We start from the raw sequence: 19,883 nt of genomic DNA on the forward strand, positions 1-19,883 counted from the left end.
GACGTCGCCGGCACTCGGCAAGTGCCCACAATGAATTACCTGATCGGCCAGAGCAAAGACTGTTTGGGTCGCGGACCCAGTGGTTAGTCGCCGGGTCTGTAGCTCAGTTGGTTAGAGCGCACCCCTGATAAGGGTGAGGTCGGCAGTTCAAGTCTGCCCAGACCCACCAAATTTGCGCAATACGTCGTTGCTTTCCACCTCGTGTAGCAGGCTACACGTCGGCGAAAAGCGCCTCGTCTTGCACAAATTTCCCTATAGACAACGGGAAGTCAGAGGGGCCTTAGCTCAGCTGGGAGAGCGCCTGCCTTGCACGCAGGAGGTCAGCGGTTCGATCCCGCTAGGCTCCACCACTCTCAACCCCCGACAGTCCTTGAAGTTTTAAGCTAGACGCTGAATGTGTCGCCTCGATGACGGGTGTTCACTTACAGCTTCCAGCTTAAAGCTTCCAGCTTTAAATGCTCTTTAACAATGTGAATCATGCTGACAAACGTTCTTTCGAAAGAAAGGACGCGAGATACGTCTCAAGCGTATCCGGCAATTGTCGTGTTGTCATCGCGGATCAGACCCCTTGGGGTTATATGGTCAAGCGATGAAGCGCATACGGTGGATGCCTAGGCAGCCAGAGGCGATGAAGGACGTGGAAGCCTGCGATAAGGTTCGGCGAGGTGGCAAACAACCTGTGACCCGGACATTTCCGAATGGGGAAACCCACCCAGGGTAACCTGGGTATCCCACACTGAATCCATAGGTGTGGGAGGCGAACCGGGGGAACTGAAACATCTAAGTACCCCGAGGAAAAGAAATCAACCGAGATTCCCCCAGTAGCGGCGAGCGAACGGGGACCAGCCCTTAAGCAGGTGACTGATTAGGCGAATGAGCTGGGAAGCTCAACGATACCGGGTGATAGTCCCGTAGCCGAAAATCTGATCCTGTGAAATCGAGTAGGTCGGGGCACGTGAAACCTTGACTGAAGACGGGGGGACCATCCTCCAAGGCTAAATACTCCTGGCTGACCGATAGTGAACCAGTACCGTGAGGGAAAGGCGAAAAGAACCCCGGAGAGGGGAGTGAAATAGATCCTGAAACCGTATGCGTACAAGCAGTGGGAGCCGATTCGTTCGGTGACCGCGTACCTTTTGTATAATGGGTCAGCGACTTATTTTCAGTGGCGAGCTTAACCGTATAGGGGAGGCGTAGGGAAACCGAGTCTTAACTGGGCGACCAGTCGCTGGAAATAGACCCGAAACCGGGCGATCTATCCATGAGCAGGTTGAAGGTTGAGTAACATCAACTGGAGGACCGAACCAGGATCTGTTGAAAAAGATTTGGATGACTTGTGGATCGGAGTGAAAGGCTAATCAAGCCCGGAGATAGCTGGTTCTCCTCGAAAGCTATTTAGGTAGCGCCTCACGTATCACCGCCGGGGGTAGAGCACTGTTTCGGCTAGGGGGTCATCCCGACTTACCAACCCGAGGCAAACTCCGAATACCGGTGAGTGGCAGCGTGGGAGACACACAGCGGGTGCTAACGTCCGTTGTGAAAAGGGAAACAACCCAGACCGTCAGCTAAGGTCCCGAAATCCTGGTTAAGTGGGAAACGATGTGGGAAGGCTCAGACAGCTAGGAGGTTGGCTTAGAAGCAGCCATCCTTTAAAGAAAGCGTAATAGCTCACTAGTCGAGTCGGCCTGCGCGGAAGATGTAACGGGGCTCAAACCAGGTGCCGAAGCTACGGGTGCGTCGAATGACGCGCGGTAGAGGAGCGTCGTGTACGCCGACGAAGGTCTGTCGAGAGGCAGGCTGGAGGTATCACGAGTGCGAATGCTGACATGAGTAACGACAAGGGGAGTGAAAAACTCCCCCGCCGGAAGACCAAGGGTTTCTGTTCGACGCTAATCGGAGCAGAGTGAGTCGGCCCCTAAGGTGAGGCCGAAAGGCGTAGCCGATGGGAAACGGGTCAATATTCCCGTACCTCACAGTATTGCGATGGGGGGACGAAGAAGGCTAGGTGAGCCAGGCGTTGGTTGTCCTGGTGAAAGTCAGTAGGCTGGGGATTCAGGCAAATCCGGATCCCTAAGGCCGAGAGACGAGACGAACAGACTACGGTCTGGAAGTCATCGATGCCACGCTTCCAGGAAAAGCCTCTAAGCTTCAGATACTGTGGGACCGTACCCCAAACCGACACAGGTGGTCAGGTAGAGAATACCAAGGCGCTTGAGAGAACTCGGGTGAAGGAACTAGGCAAAATGGTGCCGTAACTTCGGGAGAAGGCACGCCGCATTAGGGTGAGGGTCCTCGCGACCGGAGCCCGACGCGGTCGAAGATACCAGGTGGCTGCAACTGTTTATTAAAAACACAGTACTCTGCAAACGCGTAAGCGGACGTATAGGGTATGACGCCTGCCCGGTGCCGGAAGGTTAATTGATGGTGTTAGCTTCGGCGAAGCTCCTGATCGAAGCCCCGGTAAACGGCGGCCGTAACTATAACGGTCCTAAGGTAGCGAAATTCCTTGTCGGGTAAGTTCCGACCTGCACGAATGGCGTAATGATGGCCACGCTGTCTCCACCCGAGACTCAGTGAAATTGAAATCGCAGTGAAGATGCTGTGTACCCGCGGCTAGACGGAAAGACCCCGTGAACCTTTACTACAGCTTCACACTGGACGCTGATGTTGCTTGTGTAGGATAGCTGGGAGGCTTGGAAACCCGGACGCCAGTTCGGGTGGAGCCGACCTTGAAATACCAGCCTGGCATCATTGGCGTTCTAACTCAGGTCCGTGATCCGGATCGAGGACCGTGTGTGGTGGGTAGTTTGACTGGGGCGGTCTCCTCCCAAAGCGTAACGGAGGAGCACGAAGGTACCCTCAGCACGGTTGGAAATCGTGCAATGAGTGCAAGAGCATAAGGGTGCTTAACTGCGAGACAGACACGTCGAGCAGGTACGAAAGTAGGTTCTAGTGATCCGGTGGTTCTGTATGGAAGGGCCATCGCTCAACGGATAAAAGGTACTCCGGGGATAACAGGCTGATACCGCCCAAGAGTTCACATCGACGGCGGTGTTTGGCACCTCGATGTCGGCTCATCACATCCTGGGGCTGAAGTCGGTCCCAAGGGTATGGCTGTTCGCCATTTAAAGTGGTACGCGAGCTGGGTTTAGAACGTCGTGAGACAGTTCGGTCCCTATCTGCCGTGGGCGTTGGAGATTTGAGAAGCGCTGCTCCTAGTACGAGAGGACCGGAGTGGACGTACCTCTGGTGTTCCGGTTGTCATGCCAATGGCACTGCCGGGTAGCTAAGTACGGACGGGATAACCGCTGAAAGCATCTAAGCGGGAAGCCCCCTTCAAGATGAGATCTCCCCGAGGCCTCGAGCCTCCTGAAGGACCCAGCAAGACCAGCTGGTTGATAGGTCGGATGTGGAAGCGCTGCAAGGCGTTGAGCTAACCGATACTAATTGTCCGTGAGGCTTGACCATATAACACCCAAGCGGTCTGTCGATGACAGCCGACAAGGGCCGGGTACGACGAGACGACTCGCGTCAGCATGATTCGCAGCCTTTTTCGCCTGACGACCATAGCGTGCGGGAACCACCTGATCCCTTGCCGAACTCAGCAGTGAAACCGCTCAGCGCCGATGGTAGTGTGGGGTCTCCCCATGCGAGAGTAGGTCATCGTCAGGCACTTATTCCGGAAAAGCCCCGGCCTCGAAAGAGGTCGGGGCTTTTTCATGTTTGGGGCCGGGACAATGACCTGTCCTTAGCATGCGACCCGTGTAACCGCCCGGTGAACACACCTTACGCGGAAGGCCATGGCCGGCGACATTAGGTGCCCATCTATTGTTACGTGGGTACCTATTCATGACTACGCCAAGCACCGAGCGTGAGATCCGCCGCCGTCGTCGCTACGCCCCTTCATTCAAGGCCAAGATCGTCGCGGCCTGCCTGCAGGGCGATGCCTCGATTGCCCAAGTCGCCCTGCAGCACGGGCTCAACACCAACCTCGTCCAGACCTGGATCCGCAAGGCCAAGCGCCAGAGCCAGTTGCCGGCCGTGCCGGACTTCGTGCCACTCCCGGTGCCGCCAGCAGCGGGTGACCTGCCAGCGCCGACCACCATCGCCGGGGAGATCCGCATCGAGCTGCCCTCGGCGCGAGGCACGATCACCGTGCATTGGCCGATCACCGAGGCGGCCCAGTGCGTGCAGTGGTTGAAGGGACTGCTGTGATGATCCGCATCGACGAGATCTGGCTGGCCACCGAGCCGCTGGATATGCGCGCCGGCCCCGATACGGCGCTGGCCAGGGTGGTCAAGGTATTCGGTGCCGCCCGGCCTCACTGCGCCTATCTGTTCGCCAACCGGCGCGGCAACCGCATGAAGGTGCTGGTTCACGATGGCCTGGGGGTCTGGCTGTGCGCCCGGCGTCTGAACCAGGGCAAGTTCCACTGGGCCGGAAACTGGCACGGCGATCGGGTCGAGCTCTCTGCCGAGCAGGTCAGCGCCCTGGTGCAGGGATTGCCCTGGCAACGCCTCGGCGCCGGCGGCGTGATCTCGGTCGTGTGAGGAGCGGCACAGACGCGATGGCCAGGCTATTCGCGGATGCGCTAATCCCGCTCCCGCCCGAGGGCTGGCATACTCAGCGGATGAAGACGCCGCCCGATCTGTCCCAGCTCTCTCCCGATCAGCTCCGCCACTTGGCGGCAACGCTGATGACGCAGGTCGAGCAGCAAGAGCAGGTTCTGGCGCAGAGTCAGAAAACGCTGCGACACACCGAGCAGGTCAACCAGAAGCTGACCTATGAACTGGCGTTGCTCAAGCGTCACGCCTTCGGCAAGCGCAGCGAACAGCTCAACGTCCTGCAGATCAGCCTGCTGGACGAGGTGGTGGATGCCGACATCGCCGCCATCGAGGCCGAGCTGGAGGCGCTGAACCTCACCCCCGCCGCGCCGGCGGTGAAGAAGACCCCCAAGCGCGCCCCGCTACCCAAGGATCTGCTGCGCATCGAGATCCGCCACGACCTGGAGAGCGAGCACTGCCCGTGCGGCTGCCAGCTGCGACGGATCGGCGAGGAGATCAGCGAGAAGCTCGACTACACGCCGGGCGTGTTCCACGTCGAGCGCCATATCCGCGGCAAGTGGGTCTGCGATCAGTGCGAGACGCTGACCCAGGCGCCGATGCCGGCGCAGATCATCGACAAGGGCATCCCCACCGCCGGCCTGCTGGCCCAGGTGCTGATCGCCAAATACGCCGATCATCTGCCGCTCTATCGCCAGGAGCAGATCTTTGCGCGAGCCGGCGTACCGATTCCGCGCTCGACCCTGGCCGAGTGGGTCGGCATCTGTGGCGTGCGGCTTCAGCCGCTGATCGATGCCTTACGTGACCTGCTGCTCAGTGAGCCGGTACTGCATGCCGACGAGACGCCGGTGCCGATGCTGGCCCCGGGCAAGAAGAAGACCCACAGGGCCTACCTCTGGGCCTACGCCACCACGCCTTACGCCGGGCTGAAGGCGGTCATCTACGACTTCGCCGCCGGTCGCGGCGGCCAGCATGCCCGCGACTTCCTCGGCGAGTGGCGGGGCAAGCTGATCTGCGACGACTACAGCGGCTACAAGCAGAGCTTCGCCAACGGCGTCACCGAGATCGGCTGCATGGCACATGCAAGACGCAAGTTCATCGACCTGCACGTGGCCGGCAAGAGCCAGATCGCCGAACAGGCCATCGAACTCATCGGCCAGCTCTACCAGGTGGAGCGCGAGGCCCAGTCACTGACCACGGAAGAACGCCAGCAGTTACGCGATACAGGGGCGAGACCGATTGCCGACGCGCTACACCGCTGGATGCTGGCTCACCGGGAGAAAGTGCCGAACGGCTCGGCGACGGCCAAAGCGCTGGACTACAGCCTGAAACGCTGGGCGGCGCTGACACGCTACCTGGATGACGGCGGGCTGCCGATCGACAACAACCGGGTCGAGAACCTGATTCGCCCCTGGGCATTGGGACGCAGCAACTGGCTATTCGCCGGGTCACTGCGCAGCGGCCAGCGTGCCGCCAACATCATGAGCCTGATTCAGTGCGCCAAGCTGAACGGCCACGAACCCTACGCCTACCTGAAGGACGTGCTGGAACGGCTGCCGACGCAAAAGGCCAGCCAGGTCCACGAACTCCTGCCGCAGAACTGGCAAAAAACCGCCTGATCATGTGCCGGCGGTGATGCCCGAACGCTTACCGACCCGTTCGTCGGAAACGAAGGGGAACCGCCTCGGTGGGCCCGCAATGCGAGTCTCAGGAATGAGACGAGTCGAGTCCCGGAGCGCTGGCCGTCGGAAACCCGGCGCGCACATCGTCAGGCACTTATTCCGAGGCCCCCGGTAGCGACAGCTGCCGGGGGTTTTTGCGTGTCACTCGGCCTTGGGCGGAGAATCGCGTATAATGCGACTAAAGTCTAATAACGGAGGTTGCCTTGACCCTGACCACACCGGCCCTGCTGTTTCCGGCCATTTCCCTGTTGCTGCTGGCCTATACCAATCGCTTCCTGACCCTGGCGCAGCTGATTCGCAAGTTGGCCGATGAGGAGCACGACGCCCACCATCACGAGGTAGCGATGCGCCAGATCCTGCTGCTGCGCAAGCGGATCACCCTGACCAAGCGCATGCAGATGGCGGGCGTGTTGAGCTTCCTGCTCTGCACGCTATCGATGTTTGCGCTCTTCCTGTCCCTCAAGCTCCTCGGCATGCTGCTGTTCGGCGTCAGCCTGATCAGCCTGTCGGTGTCGCTGGTGTTCTCCCTCTGGGAGGTGAAGATCTCGACCAACGCCCTGAATGTCCAGCTGCAGGATATCGAGAACTGGAGCCGAAACCGGGCCGCCGGCAAGGCAGTCGACGAGGAGGAGGAGGGCATGCACGGCTTGTGAGCCGTGTGTCCCCCGGCTAGACTGGCGGGCCTTCACAGGAGGCCACATGACCCCCCAGCAGTTGCTGTTCTATTGCCGACCCGGATTCGAGAACGATCTGGCCAGCGAAGTCGCTACCAAGGCGGCCTTGCTGGGCTGGCAGGGCTATCCCCGCGCCGAGCCTCACGCCGGCCATGTCCGCTTCGTGGTCACCGACGAACGCTCCGTCAACGCGCTGCATCGGGCCCTGCCCTTGGCTTCGCTGGTCTTCGCTCGCCAGAGCCTCGTGGCCCTGGAGCCCCTGGAAGCATTGTCACGGGAGGACCGTCTCTCGCCCATCGTCGAGCAGGTCGTGGCGAGTGGCTGGAGCTTCGAGTCGCTGTGGCAGGAGACCCCGGACACCAACGAGGCCAAGGCGCTGGCCGGGCTGATCAAGGCCCTCAAGCGGCCCCTCGAGTCGACGCTCAGGAAGCGCGGGGCCCTGAGGCGCAAGGCTGGCGGCCGGCGCCTGCATCTGCTGTGGACCGATGGCGACCGGGTCCAGTTGGGGATGAGTTTCCCGGGCAATCGCAGCGAGCTTCCCGGTGGCATCCGTCGGCTCCGGTTCCCCCATGATGCGCCGAGCCGCTCCACCCTCAAGCTCGAGGAGGCCTGGCACGAGTTCGTGCCGCGGGATCAATGGGAGGACCGACTGGGCGAGGGCATGCAGGCGGCGGACCTGGGAGCGGCGCCGGGCGGCTGGACCTGGCAGCTGGTCCATCGGGGGATGCAGGTCTTTGCCATCGATAACGGCCCCATGGATCGCAAGCTGATGGCGACCGGCCTGGTGGATCACCTGCGTGAGGATGGCTTCGTCTGGGCGCCGCCGTCGCGGCTGGACTGGCTGGTCTGCGATATCGTGGACAAGCCGGCCCGGGTCATCGACATGGTCGAACGCTGGCTGACGCGGCGCTGGTGTCGGGAAGCGGTGTTCAATCTCAAGTTGCCGATGAAGCGGCGCTGGGAAGCCGTCTCGGAAGGCCTGGCGCGGCTGGACGCCGCCCTCGGCGAGGCCGGCGTCAAGGCGGAAATCGCCTGCCGTCACCTCTATCACGACCGTGAAGAGGTGACGGTGCATGTTCGACTGCTGAACTGACGGCGGGGGAGGGGCTCAGTAGCTCGGTTCGTAGATGCGGACGTGCTCGTCCTCGGTCAGCAGGGGCAGCATCCGCTGCATCACGCGGCTGCGCTGCTCGCTGTCACGCCACTCCTTCCAGGCCCGCAGGTCACGCCACTTGGTGATCATCAGGCGCCGATCGCGGTGCCCCTTCTCGACGAGGGTCTCGCCACCCCCGAAGCCCGGGGCGCTGAGCACCTGGCGCATGGCCTCGCGGGCCGCCTCCTCGTATTCTTCCTCCAGCCCGGGCATGATACGACGTTCGATAATGATCTTGATCATCCACTAGCTCCCTAGACGCTATTCTCTCAATTCCTTAGGCGAGGTCATCGATGGTTGATTCCGCGGATTCCCTGCCCGCTTGCCATGCCGAACTGGACACCACGGGTCTCTACTGCCCCGAGCCGATCATGTTGATGCACAACAAGGTGCGCGACATGCAGCCGGGGGAGGTCCTCAAGGTGATCGCCAGCGATCCGGCCACCACCCGGGACGTGCCCAAGTTCTGCAGCTTCCTGGGCCATGAGTTGCTGCAGCAGCACGAGGACGGCGGCCGCTACTTCTACTTCATCCGGCTGGGCTAAGGCGTGGCCCTACGCTTTGTCTGAAACTGCCTGCGCTTGCCCATCCGGCGTTAAAAATCGGCTCAAAGTACTCATTTACACCGCGTAAACTCCGTCTTTTCGCCGATTTTTGCCTTGTCTGGCCATCGCTCGCCGACTTTTCAGACAAGGTGTAGGCCGGCCTCATTCCGGCTGGTCGGCATCGGGCATGACCATCAGGGCCAGGGCTTCCAGGGTGGCGGGGTCCTCGCGGCGGATGCGGTTGGCGATCTGCCGCTGGAAGAAGTAGACCACCCGGTGGCGACTGTGGCCGGGATAGAGGCAGGCATCCCCGGGCAGGATCGGGGTGGACTCGACCAGCCGCTCGTCGGCGAGCAAGGCCTCGATCGCCCCGTCGCTGTAGAGGCGCCAGCCGAACACCTGCTTTAGCTGCCAGGGCGCACCGCTCTCGTCCATGCACAGTGCATGGGTGCCCTGGGTCTCGGGCAACTGCTGGATCAGGGTCGTCTCCTCGGTCTCCTCGTACTCGAAGTAGGCGGCGGCCTGCTCGAGCTCCAGCACCTTGTGCTCCGGTGGCTCCTCGAACAGCTCCTCGGTCTCCGGGTCCCGGTAACCGACGAAGTGGCCATGCTCGGGGTCATCGAGCCTCTGGCAGGGTGTCAGGCTTTCCATCCATGGCACCAGGCCGACCACTTCGCCGTCATCCCGTAGCCCCCAGGCCAGCAGGGGCATGCCGTAGTAGGCTTCGGATTCGGAAGGCAGCCGATAGACCATCTCCAGGCCGTCGAGCTCGGGAGCGAGACGGACCAGGCGTTTCCTGGCCTGTTGGCGTTGGCGCATGGTGTCCAGGTCGATGACCCGGGCGGGGCGGTGTGACAGCGGGATACCCATGAAGTCCCTCCTGCTGCTGCGTGGTCACGGCATTGGCGGTTGGGCCTGTCGGCAGCGCACAACGTCACTGTCTTCCCATCAATAGCACAGAGTGGTGACCGAGGTTAAGCCTCTGGCGTCAACCGCAGTGACGAATCATGGCCTCACGCAGGTCACGATGACGCTCCCGGGCCGCCGCCAGCGCGGGCCAGGGCGCCTGCTCGGCCTCCAGGGAGAGCCAGCGCTGGCGGTAGGCGGCGACGGTCGGAGGCGGGTCGACGAGCTGTGCCTCGATCAGTTGGTCGAGGCCCTGCAGCCAGCGCCGGGATTGCTGCTGGAGCCCGTCCAGCCAACGGGTCAGCCGGTCATGCCCGGCGGTGGCGGTCAGGTCGGTGCAGCCTGTCCCGTCGGCCAGGGCCGTCTCGAGCAGCGCCGAGGCCTCCTCGAGGCGCCGCTCGGCCAGCAGCAGGGCACGCAGTAGCTCGGCGGTCAGCGGACGCGTCTGCAGGGTCTTGAGGTGGCCCTCGAGGGTGGCGGAGTCCGGGGGCCAGCGGCGGTCGAACTGGTGGAGAGTTGCCTCGCGCAAGTAGTGCAGTGCGGGCAGCTGTGCCTCGACCGCCGCCAGAGCGTCCGGCGCCAAGGGCGCGCTGGCCCGGGAGAAGCTGCCGACCCATTCGCTGGAGTCGAACAGGGCATTCCAGCTCGCCCGGGGCAGCTGCTCGGTCTTGGTCCGGGTCAGCCGCGCCAGGCGCACTCGGTCGGTCTCGCCGAGGCGTTCCGGCACCTCGGTGTTCCAGCAGCCACTCAGGCGGCGCCACAGGGCGAGTTCGTAGAGCCAGCGCTGGCTCGGGGCGGCCACCCGGCCCAGCTGGTTGTTGCGGCCGGCGACCAGGTTGGCGATATGGCAGTCGCGCAGGGCGAAGACCGCCAGCATGCCCTCCCGGGTCTCGCCGACGGGAAAGAGGCGTGCCTCCGGCTCGGGGAAGGCCCCGATGTTGGGCGGGTGGCCGGGGGAGGGAGGTGCCAGGCCCAGGGCGTCCGCCAGGCGCCGCTGGTAGTCCACCAGCAGCGTCTCGGCGGGCCCGTCGCTGCAGCCGGCGAGCAGCAGGCCCAGCAGTAGCGTGCCCCACCAGCCCGCCCGCCGGCGGCCGTCAGTCCCGGAGGTCGGGAAGTTCCAAGTCGCCATGCGCCACCGCCTTGCTTCGTCGTCTCAAGCGCTCGCCGAGCAGCATCGCCGCCACGGTCAGGCCGGCGATCAGCCCGATCCAGTAGCCGTACACCCCGAGCGGGGGGAGCCGGCCGAACAGGCCATACTCGCCCAGCCAGTGGCCACCGCCGAGGCCCACCAGCCAGTAGGCGAGCAGGGTGATCCACATGATCACCCGGGTATCCTTGTAGCCGCGCAGGGCGCCGGCCAGGTTGACCTGCAGGGAGTCGGAGACCTGGTAGAGCATGGCGAGCCCGACCAGCGACAGGGTCAGCTCGAACACGGCGGGGTCGTGGGTGTAGAGGGCGATGACCGGCTCGGCCGTCAGCCACAGCAGCAGGCTGTTGAGCAGGGCCACGGCCACGGCGATCAGGATGCCGTTCCAGGCCACCAGGCGGGCCGTTTCGGGGCGGGCCTGGCCGAGGGTGTGGCCCACCCGGACGGTCAGGGCCATGCCCAGCGACAGCGGCAGCATGAACAGCAGGGAGGTGTAGTTCAGGGCCACTTGGTGGGCCGCCACCGTCACCTCGCCGAGACTGGCGATGAACAGCGCGATCAGGGTGAACAGCGTCACCTCGACGAAGATTGCCACCCCGATCGGCACCCCCACGTAGAGCAGCTCACCGATCATCCGCCAGTGCGGCGGGGTGGGCGAGCGCCACAGCGCGACGTCGCCGTAGGCCCGGCTGCGCCGGGTATAGGCGACCATGGTCAGGCTCATCACCCACATCGACAGCGCCGTGGCGATGCCGCAGCCCACCGCCCCCAGGGCGGGCAGGGCCTGCAGCGGCGCCGGCAGCCCCTCGCCGAACAGCGCGGTGAGGCCCGCGCCGCCATAGATCAGCAGGTAGTTGCTGGGAATGTTCACCGCCAGCCCCACCAGGCTGATCCACAGCGCCGGGCGGGTGTGGTTCATGCCGTCCGAGAAGGCGCGCAGCGCCTGGAAGATCGCCACGCCGGGCATGCCCAGGCCCACCGCGGCCAGGTAGCCGGCGGCGCGGCGCGCCACCTCCTCGGGCACCGCCATCAGCCGGAATACCGGCATCACCGCCAGCCACAGCAGGACGGCGGCGACGATACCCAGGGCCATGCCGATCCACAGCGCCTGGTGCACGTTCTCGCGGATGCCTCCCCGACCGCCGCCCAGCAGGTGGGCCACCACCGGCGTCAGGCCCATCAGGGTGCCGGTCATGAACAGCATCAGCGGCAGCCACAGGCTCGAGCCCACCGACACCGCCGCCAGGTCGGTGGCGCTCAGGCGGCCGGTCATCATCACGTCCACCACGCTCATGCCCGCCTGGGCGAGCTGGGCGCCGCAGATGGGCAGGGCCAGGCGGATCAGGGGGCGGGTTTCCTGGCGCGTGACGGCGAGCAGGTCAGCGGTGAACGGGGCCAAGCGGCATGCTCCATGCGAGGTCTAAACGGCCCCGGGCCTCATGCCGTCGGGGCGGAGCGGATAGTCTATCAGGGGCCACGGGACGGCGGGCTACTCGAAGCCCGCCCGCCGCAGGCCCTCGAGATAGTGGGCCGCATCGGCCTCGCGCCGATAGGGGTCGAGCGCGGTCAGCCAATCCAAGCAGCTGATGCCGGAGGGGAAGGTGCCCCGGGAGAGCTGGTAGCGGTAGTGGCGATAGACGGTGTCCCGGTGGCCGGCCGCCCGCTGCGGCTGGCCGAGGTGGGCATGGGCCGCGGCGAGGAAGGCAGGCGTATTGCAGAAGGCCTCGGGGGCCGTGGCCATGGTGGCGATGGCCTCCTCGTAGAGGTGGGCGCTGAAGAAGGCGATGCCCGCCATGCCGGCGTACCACTCGGGCCGGTAGGGCGCCAGGCGCAGGGCCCGGCGGGCCGCCGCCACCCCTTGCTGAGGGTCGCCGGCCAGGGCCAGGGCGAAGGAGGCATGGGCCAGGACATCCGCATCGTTGGGGTTGAGCTCCAGCGCCAGGGTGAGCTCCCGGTGGGCGACGTCGTAGTGCCGGGCATAGAGCTCGGCCAGGCCGAGCATGCAGTGGGCGCGATGGTCGTGCTCGTCGAGGCCGACCGCCTTGCGGCCGAGCTCCAGGGCCTCCTGCTGCAGGAAGACCCAGTGGCCCCAGGCATAGCAGGCCCACTCGTTGAGGTGGGCCAGGGCCAGGCCCACGTAGGCTCGGGCGAGCTGCGGGTCCTGGGCCAGGGCCTGGCGGAAGAAGCCTCGGGCCTGCTGGATGGCCGCGAGTTCGGGGCGCCGCAGGGCGTGCCAGCCCCTCAGCCAGAGGTCATAGGCCTGCCAGTCCCGGGGAGGCCGGCGACGCGCCTGGCGCAGCCGCTCGGCCTCGAGCCCGCCGACCAGGCGACCGACGATCTGCCCGACGATCTCGTCCTGGACCTCGAAGCAGGCCTCGCCCTGGCAGTCGTACTGCTCCGCCCAGATCTGGTGGGCATCGTCGGTGGACAGCAGGCGAGCGGTCAGCCTCAGGCGCTCGCCACGCCGCTGCAGGCGCCCCTCGAGCAGGTAGTCCACGCCGAGCTCGTTGCCGATGCGCTGCGGCGCGGCGTCGCTGTCGCGGTAGGCCAGCGCGCTGGTCGGGGCGATGACCTCGAGCTCGCGGAAGCGGCCGAGCTCGGTGGCGATATCCTCCGCCAGGCCGTCGCCGAGGTGGCGATCCGCGGCGTCGTCCGTCGCCAGGGCCAGCACGGCCAGGGACGGACAGCCCTCCTGGGCGGCCCGTCGCCGGGCCCGCTCCCGGGCGGCCGTGGCGATGACGCCGGCACGCTCCGGCAGGTCATCCGGCTCGTTCGGCGGGGGAGTCGCCGACGCCGGGCTGCCCGGCTGCAGGGCCAGCAGCGTCTCCCGGAGGCGCTCGGTCTGGGGGCCGGGCGGGCGACCGGTCTCGTCGAGGAGTCGCTCCCGGCAGCGCTGATATTGTGCCAGGGCGGCACCGATACGGTCCTGGTAGAGGTAGAGGCGGATCAGGGTGCGGTGCACCCCCTCATCCAGGGGATCGTCGGCCAGCAGCCGCTGGGCCAGCTGGATGCCCGGGTCGATGGCGCCGGTGACCACATAGTGCTCGAGCAGGCGGTGCATCAGTTGCTGGCGCCGTTCCTCGAGGGCGAGGCGTTGCGCCATCAGCCAGTCCTCGAACGCCTCGCCGCAGTCGGCCATGCCCTGCAGGAAGGGGCCGCGATACAGCGCCAGGGCCCGCTCCAGGGTCTCCGGGGTGCCGTCGGCCTGCAGGCGATCGAAGGCCTCGAGGTCGACCCGGACCTCGGCCGCCGCCAGCCCCAGCTCGCGTCGGTCGACGGCGAGGGCATTGCGGGCCGTCGCCGGCAGCGCCTGGTGCAGGCGTGACAGGGCCTTGCGCAGGTTGCTGCGGGCCTGGGCATCGGGCATCTCCCCCCACAGCAGTCCCGCCAGCCGGTCCCGGGAATGGCGGCGTCCGGGCGTGGCGGCGAGGTAGGCGAGCAGGGCCTCCACCTTGCGGGTCGGAAAGACGATCGGCGAAACCTGCGGCGAGTGACAGGCGAACTCCCCGAGCAGCGAGAGGTGAAGGGTCATGGCGGCGTGCCTCCTTCTCCTCAGTCTATGCGCTGGCCCGGGGCGGCGCTAAGCCCGGTCACGGCCTTGTCACGTTCCGGGAGCGCCTTGCGGCTATAACCAGAACACAGCCCCCGGGGCAGGACCGTCCGGGGCCAACGCCGCGCGATGCGGCATGCCTCGATGAGCCAGGAGGTGGACCATGGTGACGACAGCCGTTGACACACGACAGGCCGGCCCCCGGGAGCCGGCCGCCGAGGCGATCCTTGCCTTCGCGGAAGGCCTGCACGGGGCGCTGGTTGCGCCCGGCGACGAGGACTACGAGCGGGCACGCCGAGTCTACAACGCCATGCACGACCGCCATCCGCGGCTGATCGTCCAGGCCGCGGGGGTCGCCGACGTGATGGCCGCGGTGACCTTTGCCGCTCGGCATGCGCTGCCCCTGGCGGTGCGGGGGGGCGGCCACAGCGTGCCCGGGTTCGGGACCTGCGACGATGGCCTGGTCCTGGACCTCGGCCGCCTGCGGGGGATCCGCGTCGATCCGGCGCAGCAGCGGGTACGCGCCGAGGCCGGCTGCACCTGGGCTGATCTCAACCACGCCGCGGCGGCCTTCGGCCTGGCGACCCCCGGCGGTATCGTCTCCACCACCGGCATCGCCGGGCTGACCCTCGGCGGGGGACTCGGCTACCTCAATCGCCGCTGCGGGCTGAGCTGCGACAACTTGCTCTCGGCGGATGTGGTCACCGCCGACGGGAGCTTCCTGACCTGCAGCGAGGAGGCGCATCCCGACCTCTTCTGGGCGCTGCGCGGCGGGGGCGGCAACTTCGGCGTGGTCACCTCCTTCGAGTACCGGCTGCACGAGGTGCCCGACATCCTCGGCGGGCCGACCTTCTACCCCCTCGACGGCGGGGTCATCCGTGGCTACCAGGCCCTGATCGCCCGGGCGCCGGAGGCGCTGGGGGCGATCCTCGGCATCACCCTGGGGCCGCCCTTGCCCTTCGTGCCCGAGCGCTGGCAGGGGCAGCCGGTGATCGTCGTGCTGACCTGCTGGAGCGGCCCGACGGCCGAGGACGACGGCATCCGCGCGCAACTCGACGGCCTCGGTCCCGTGATCGGCCAGGCGCTGCAGCGCATGCCGTATCCGGTGATCAACACCCTCTTCGACGAACTGCTGCCGGCGGGCCTGCGCCACTACTGGAAGGGCGGCTTCTCCGGCCCCCTCGGCGAGGAGGCGATCGCCGTGCACCTGGACCATGGCGCGCGGATTCCCTGCCTCGAGACCGCGACCCTGCTGTTTCCCCTCGATGGTGCCTGCCGGCGCGTCGCCCCCGAGGCCACCGCCTTCGCCTACCGGGAGGCGGCCTTCGCCACGGTACTGGGCCCCAGCTGGCGCGACCCGGCCGACGACGAGCACCACCTCGCCTGGGGGCGGGCCTACTATCGGGCCCTGCAGCCGCATGCCGAACCGGGGGGCTACGTCAACTTCATGTCCGCCGACGACGGCGACCGCGTCCCGGACAACTACCGCCAGAACTATGACCGGCTGGCGCGGATCAAGGCGCACTACGATCCCGGCAACCTCTTCCGGCTCAACCAGAACATCCCGCCGGCGCTCCCGGCCTAGCTGTGTAAACCCACCAGGTTGTTCACGGAAAGCCTCAGCCGGCTAACCGGAGGCCGATAATCCAGACTGGCATGTGGCCGATGCCAGTTGTACTGATGAAGCCAGGCAGGCAGATGCCTGCCTCGCTCCTCCGAGCTGATGTATGACCGGGCGTAGGCCCATTCCCGCAGCGCGGTCTGAATGAACCGCTCTGCCTTGCCATTGGTGCGGGGCGTATAGGGTCGAGTGCGTTTGCGCTTCAGTCCCAGACGCCGGCACAGGCGGCGGAACGGCTTGGATTTGTAGCATCCACCATTGTCGGTCAGCACGCGCGAGAAGCGAATGCCCAGGTTCCTGTAGTAACGCACGGCCTCCAATAGGGCATAGCACGCACTCCAACCGGTTTCATCGGGATAGCGGGTGCCGAAAGCGACCCGCGAGTGATCGTCGATGGCGATGTGAACATACTCCCAGCCGGCGCCCCGCGTGTTCTGCTGGCGATCGCCGGTGACACGATGCCCTGGGCGTTCGAAGCGGCCGAGTTTCTTGATGTCCAGGTGCAGTAGATCTCCCGGCGCGTCATGCTCGTAACGATTCACGGGACGGGCAGGTGCCAAGGCCGAGAGACGATTCAGCCCCTCGCGTTCGAGGAGCCGTGCGACCGTGCTGTGTCCGATCCCTAACCGCTCGGCGATCTGGCGGTAGGTCTGGCGCTGCTGGCGACGCTCGAGGACCTGCTCGCGAACCTCGGCAGGGACCGCATGAGGGCAGCGACGGGGACGAGAAGAGCGGTCCTGCAGCCCGGCCTCACCCTCTTGCCGGTAGCGGCGCACCCACTTGTAGACCGTCCTCACACTGACACCTTGCGCCTTGGCGACCTCCACTGGCCGAAGCCCTTCGTCAACGACTCGGCGGACCAGCAGGGCTCGACCATGCAGGGTAAGACGGGCATTCTTATGGGTGTTCATCCGGGCCTCCTGGAGGTTGGTTTGGGTCGCACCTCCAATTGTCCGGGTAGGTTCCGGATGAACAACCTACCGAGAGATCACACCTAGCGACCAGGAGCGCCAGTACGGGCGTCGGGGGCACGGTGGCGGTTTTCGCCGCCGTGCCCGGCTCGCTATACTACGCCGCCCATGTCCCAGACCCAGGTGCCCGAGTGAGCCATCGCCTCGAGGATGTCATCGCGCTGTTCGACGGCCTCTTCCTGCCCACCTACCGGACCCGGCTGGTGCGCGGCGGCGACGAGCCGCTCTACCTGCCCGCCGACGCCGACACGCCCTGGCACCGGGTGATCTTCGCACGGGGCTTCTACGCCAGCGCCCTGCACGAGATCAGCCACTGGTGCATCGCCGGGGCCCGGCGCCGCGCGCTCGAGGACTACGGCTACTGGTACCTGCCCGACGGCCGCGATGCCGAGCAGCAGCGCGCCTTCGAGTCGGTGGAGGTGGCCCCCCAGGCGCTGGAGAGCCTGTTCGCCGCCGCCTGCGGGCGGCACTTCAACGTCAGCGTCGACAACCTGGGCGAGGTGGCGGTCGACCGGGAGGCCTTCCAGGCCCGCGTCGCCGCCCGGGCGGTGCGCTACGAGGTCGAGGGCCTGCCGCGCCGGGCGGCGGCCTTCCGGTGCGCCCTCGCGGGCTTCTATCGCCAGGGGCTGCCCCTCGACGCGGCCGTGGCGCGCGGGCGCGAGACACTGACCCCGCTGCCGGCCTGAGCGGCGGCTGCCCACGACGCACTCGCGATCGTCCAGGAGAACGATATTCCCGCCTTGGCGGGCCGATGGATTAGGCTTCAAGGCAGTGCCTCATCCACAAGGAGTCCGGCCGTGGCCACCGCCTTTCCCCTGGAAGATGCCTTCTTCGCCGCCCTGGAACGCGACGACTGGCCGCCGCCGAACCGCCCCTGGGGGCTGGAGGCGGCCGGGCTGGATGGCCCCCGACTGGTCGAGCTGTTCGAGTCGCAGCTGCTCAGCCGCCACCTCGACTACCAGGCGCGCCGCCTGCAGGCCCGGGGCGAGGCCTTCTACACCATCGGCAGTGCCGGCCATGAGGGCAATGCCGCCATCGCCGCGGCCTTCCGTCCTACCGATCCGGCCTTCCTGCACTACCGGGATGCCGCCTTCCTGATCCAGCGCAGCAAGTCGCTGCCCGGCCAGACCCCACTGCACGACATGCTGCTGAGCTTCTGTGCCGCGGCGGACGATCCGGTATCCGGCGGGCGCCACAAGGTGCTGGGCTCGGTGAGCCTCACGGTGCCGCCCCAGACCAGCACCATCGCCTCGCACCTGCCCAAGGCGGTGGGGGCCGCCTACAGCCTGGGCCTGTGGCGTCAACTGGGTGGGGGCGGCCGCTGGCCGGCCGACGGCGTGGTGCTGTGCAGCTTCGGCGACGCCTCCTTCAACCACTCGACCGCCCAGGGCGCCCTCAACGCCGCCGGCTGGGCCGCCTACCAGGGCGTACCCATGCCGCTGGTGCTGGTCTGCGAGGACAACGCCATCGGCATCTCCACGCCGACGCCCCGGGGCTGGATCGAGGCCAGCGTGCGCGCCCGCCCGGGGCTGCACTACCTGAGCTGCGACGGCCTGGACCCCCTCGACACCTGTCGCGTTGCCCGGGAGGCGGAACGCCTCGCCCGACAGCGGCGACAGCCGGTGTTCCTGCACATGCACTGCGTGCGCCTGATGGGCCATGCCGGCTCCGATGCCCAGCAGGTCTACCTCGACCCTGCGCGTATCCAGGCCGACGAGGCCCGCGACCCGCTGCTGATCGGTGCGGGGCTGCTGCGCCGGCATGGCCTGCTCTCCGTCGCCGAGTTGGGGGCACTGTACCGGGACGTCGGCGAGCGGGTGGCGCGGGTGGCCGAGACGCTCGTGGGATGCCCGCGTCTGGCCTCTGCCGCCGAGGTCATGGCCAGCATCGTGCCCCCGGCGCGTCCCTCGCGACGCCGGGCGGTCGCCGCGCCGGCCGTGGCGGACGACGCCCCGGCGCCCATGGCCCGACTGCTCAACCAGGCCATGGCTCGCCTGATGGCGGAGTATCCGCACCTGGTGATGGCGGGGCAGGACATCGGCCGCAAGGGGGGCGTGTATGGCGTGACACAACGGCTGCAGGCGCGCTTCGGGGCCAGTCGAGTCATCGACACCCTGCTCGACGAGCAGAGCATCCTGGGACTGGGTATCGGCCTGGCCCACAACGACCTGCTGCCGATGCTGGAGATCCAGTTCCTCGCCTACCTGCACAACGCCGAGGATCAGCTGCGCGGGGAGGCGGCCACCCTGAGCTTCTTCTCGCGGGGGCAGTACACCAACCCCATGGTGGTGCGCATCGCCGGCCTCGGCTACCAGAAGGGGTTCGGCGGTCACTTCCACAACGACAACGCCATCGCGGTGCTGCGCGATATCCCCGGCCTGCTGCTGGCCTGTCCGTCCAACGGGGCCGACGCGGTGGGGCTGCTGCAGGAAGCGGTGCGGCTCGCCGACGAGGAGCAGCGCGTGGTGGTGGTGCTCGAGCCGATCGCCCGCTACCACAGCCGGGACCTGCTGGAAGAGGGCGACCTGCGCTGGTGCTGCGCCGATCCCGGCCCGGAGCACCGGCTGCCGGCCGGCCGTCCGGGCCGCGACGGCGAGGGGCGGCGGCTGGCGATCATCACCTACGGCAACGGCGTCTACCTCTCGCACCAGGCCCGGGCCCGGCTGGGGGCGACGGGCGAGGGCGTGCGCATCATCGACCTGCGCTGGCTGACCGGCATCGACCACGATGCCGTCCACCGGGAGGTCGCCGACTGTGACGGGATCCTGTGCGTCGACGAGTGCCGGCGCACGGGCTCGCTCAGTGAGGAGATCATCACCGCCCTGGTGGAGCGCGGCCTGGGCTCCGACCGCCTGCATCGCCTGACCGCCGAGGACAGCTTCATCCCGCTGGGCCCGGCGGCCACGGTGACCCTGCCGTCGGCGGAGGCCATCGTCGGCGAGGCTCGCCGGCTGCTGGGCAGCATCGGCTCGGGTGAGGAAGGCGAGACGCCACCACCAACGGCCCCGGCGGCGGGGGGCTAGTTGTGATCTCTCGGTAGGTTGTTCATCCGGAACCTACCCGGACAATTGG

The 19,883-nt window shown here is 66.5% G+C and carries 15 protein-coding genes, 2 tRNA genes and 2 rRNA genes; 13 read left to right on the forward strand and 6 right to left on the reverse strand.

The window, feature by feature from the left end:
- Positions 1–92 precede the first annotated feature (92 nt).
- From OCT48_RS04670 to rlmM, 9 genes are all read left to right on the forward strand, one after another.
- Positions 93–169: transfer RNA gene (locus tag OCT48_RS04670), tRNA-Ile, on the forward strand.
- A gap of 105 nt (positions 170–274) precedes the next feature.
- Positions 275–350 (forward strand) — tRNA-Ala (locus OCT48_RS04675).
- A 230-nt stretch (positions 351–580) separates the two neighbouring features.
- A 23S ribosomal RNA gene (locus OCT48_RS04680) occupies positions 581–3,468 on the forward strand.
- A gap of 88 nt (positions 3,469–3,556) precedes the next feature.
- Positions 3,557–3,672: ribosomal RNA gene (gene rrf, locus OCT48_RS04685) — 5S ribosomal RNA — on the forward strand.
- Positions 3,673–3,849: 177 nt separating this feature from the next.
- On the forward strand, positions 3,850–4,215 hold the full coding sequence (gene tnpA / locus OCT48_RS04690) for an IS66-like element accessory protein TnpA (RefSeq protein ID WP_263590980.1): 366 nt from the start codon (positions 3,850–3,852) through the stop codon (positions 4,213–4,215).
- Positions 4,215–4,550: an IS66 family insertion sequence element accessory protein TnpB gene (gene tnpB / locus OCT48_RS04695; RefSeq protein WP_263591566.1), complete on the forward strand. Its 336-nt coding sequence runs from the start codon at positions 4,215–4,217 to the stop codon at positions 4,548–4,550. The genes tnpA and tnpB overlap by 1 nt, the downstream gene beginning before the upstream one ends.
- An 80-nt stretch (positions 4,551–4,630) precedes the next feature.
- Complete coding sequence (gene tnpC / locus OCT48_RS04700; RefSeq protein WP_263591567.1) at positions 4,631–6,181, forward strand: IS66 family transposase; 1,551 nt, start codon at positions 4,631–4,633, stop codon at positions 6,179–6,181.
- A 266-nt stretch (positions 6,182–6,447) separates the two neighbouring features.
- Positions 6,448–6,897, forward strand: a complete 450-nt coding sequence (locus tag OCT48_RS04705; protein WP_263591568.1) for a DUF2721 domain-containing protein — start codon at positions 6,448–6,450, stop codon at positions 6,895–6,897.
- 46 nt (positions 6,898–6,943) lie between these two features.
- Positions 6,944–8,011: a 23S rRNA (cytidine(2498)-2'-O)-methyltransferase RlmM gene (gene rlmM / locus OCT48_RS04710; RefSeq protein WP_263591569.1), complete on the forward strand. Its 1,068-nt coding sequence runs from the start codon at positions 6,944–6,946 to the stop codon at positions 8,009–8,011.
- A gap of 15 nt (positions 8,012–8,026) precedes the next feature.
- On the opposite strand, the gene OCT48_RS04715 is transcribed toward rlmM, so the two are convergent.
- A complete protein-coding gene (locus OCT48_RS04715) occupies positions 8,027–8,314 on the reverse strand; it encodes an antibiotic biosynthesis monooxygenase family protein (protein WP_263591570.1) in 288 nt (95 codons plus the stop codon).
- Positions 8,315–8,364: 50 nt separating this feature from the next.
- Here OCT48_RS04715 and tusA point away from each other — a divergent pair, with 50 nt between their 5' ends.
- Positions 8,365–8,616, forward strand: coding sequence for a sulfurtransferase TusA (gene tusA / locus OCT48_RS04720; protein WP_263591571.1), 252 nt, complete (start codon positions 8,365–8,367; stop codon positions 8,614–8,616).
- A 162-nt stretch (positions 8,617–8,778) separates the two neighbouring features.
- Here the strand turns inward: tusA and OCT48_RS04725 are convergent, their stop codons facing one another.
- The 4 genes from OCT48_RS04725 to OCT48_RS04740 all read right to left on the reverse strand — a co-directional run bounded on the left by OCT48_RS04725 (position 8,779) and on the right by OCT48_RS04740 (position 14,201).
- Positions 8,779–9,486 carry a hypothetical protein gene (locus OCT48_RS04725; RefSeq protein ID WP_263591572.1) on the reverse strand — a complete coding sequence of 236 codons (708 nt, stop codon included), beginning with the start codon at positions 9,484–9,486 and terminating at the stop codon, positions 8,779–8,781.
- Positions 9,487–9,604: 118 nt separating this feature from the next.
- Positions 9,605–10,651, reverse strand: coding sequence for a DUF3080 domain-containing protein (locus tag OCT48_RS04730; protein WP_263591573.1), 1,047 nt, complete (start codon positions 10,649–10,651; stop codon positions 9,605–9,607).
- On the reverse strand, positions 10,617–12,068 hold the full coding sequence (locus OCT48_RS04735) for an MATE family efflux transporter (RefSeq protein ID WP_263591574.1): 1,452 nt from the start codon (positions 12,066–12,068) through the stop codon (positions 10,617–10,619). Before OCT48_RS04735 ends, OCT48_RS04730 begins: the two co-directional genes overlap by 35 nt.
- Before the next feature lie 90 nt (positions 12,069–12,158).
- Complete coding sequence (locus tag OCT48_RS04740) at positions 12,159–14,201, reverse strand: BTAD domain-containing putative transcriptional regulator (protein ID WP_263591575.1); 2,043 nt, start codon at positions 14,199–14,201, stop codon at positions 12,159–12,161.
- A 181-nt stretch (positions 14,202–14,382) separates the two neighbouring features.
- On the opposite strand from OCT48_RS04740, the gene OCT48_RS04745 reads away from it, so the two are divergent.
- Positions 14,383–15,804 (forward strand): FAD-binding oxidoreductase, encoded by a 1,422-nt coding sequence (locus OCT48_RS04745; RefSeq protein ID WP_263591576.1) that lies wholly within the window; start codon positions 14,383–14,385, stop codon positions 15,802–15,804.
- Here the strand turns inward: OCT48_RS04745 and OCT48_RS04750 are convergent.
- Positions 15,801–16,751, reverse strand: coding sequence for an IS481 family transposase (locus OCT48_RS04750; RefSeq protein WP_263591577.1), 951 nt, complete (start codon positions 16,749–16,751; stop codon positions 15,801–15,803). The genes OCT48_RS04745 and OCT48_RS04750 overlap by 4 nt on opposite strands.
- Positions 16,752–16,942: 191 nt before the next feature.
- On the opposite strand from OCT48_RS04750, the gene OCT48_RS04755 reads away from it, so the two are divergent.
- Both OCT48_RS04755 and OCT48_RS04760 read left to right on the forward strand, forming a co-directional pair.
- Positions 16,943–17,497 carry an elongation factor P hydroxylase gene (locus OCT48_RS04755; protein WP_263591578.1) on the forward strand — a complete coding sequence of 185 codons (555 nt, stop codon included), beginning with the start codon at positions 16,943–16,945 and terminating at the stop codon, positions 17,495–17,497.
- Between the two features lie 111 nt (positions 17,498–17,608).
- Positions 17,609–19,834, forward strand: coding sequence for a dehydrogenase E1 component subunit alpha/beta (locus OCT48_RS04760; RefSeq protein ID WP_263591579.1), 2,226 nt, complete (start codon positions 17,609–17,611; stop codon positions 19,832–19,834).
- Positions 19,835–19,883: the final 49 nt, after the last annotated feature.

This window comes from Halomonas sp. M4R1S46 (assembly GCF_025725685.1).
In the GTDB taxonomy this organism is placed as follows: domain Bacteria; phylum Pseudomonadota; class Gammaproteobacteria; order Pseudomonadales; family Halomonadaceae; genus Halomonas.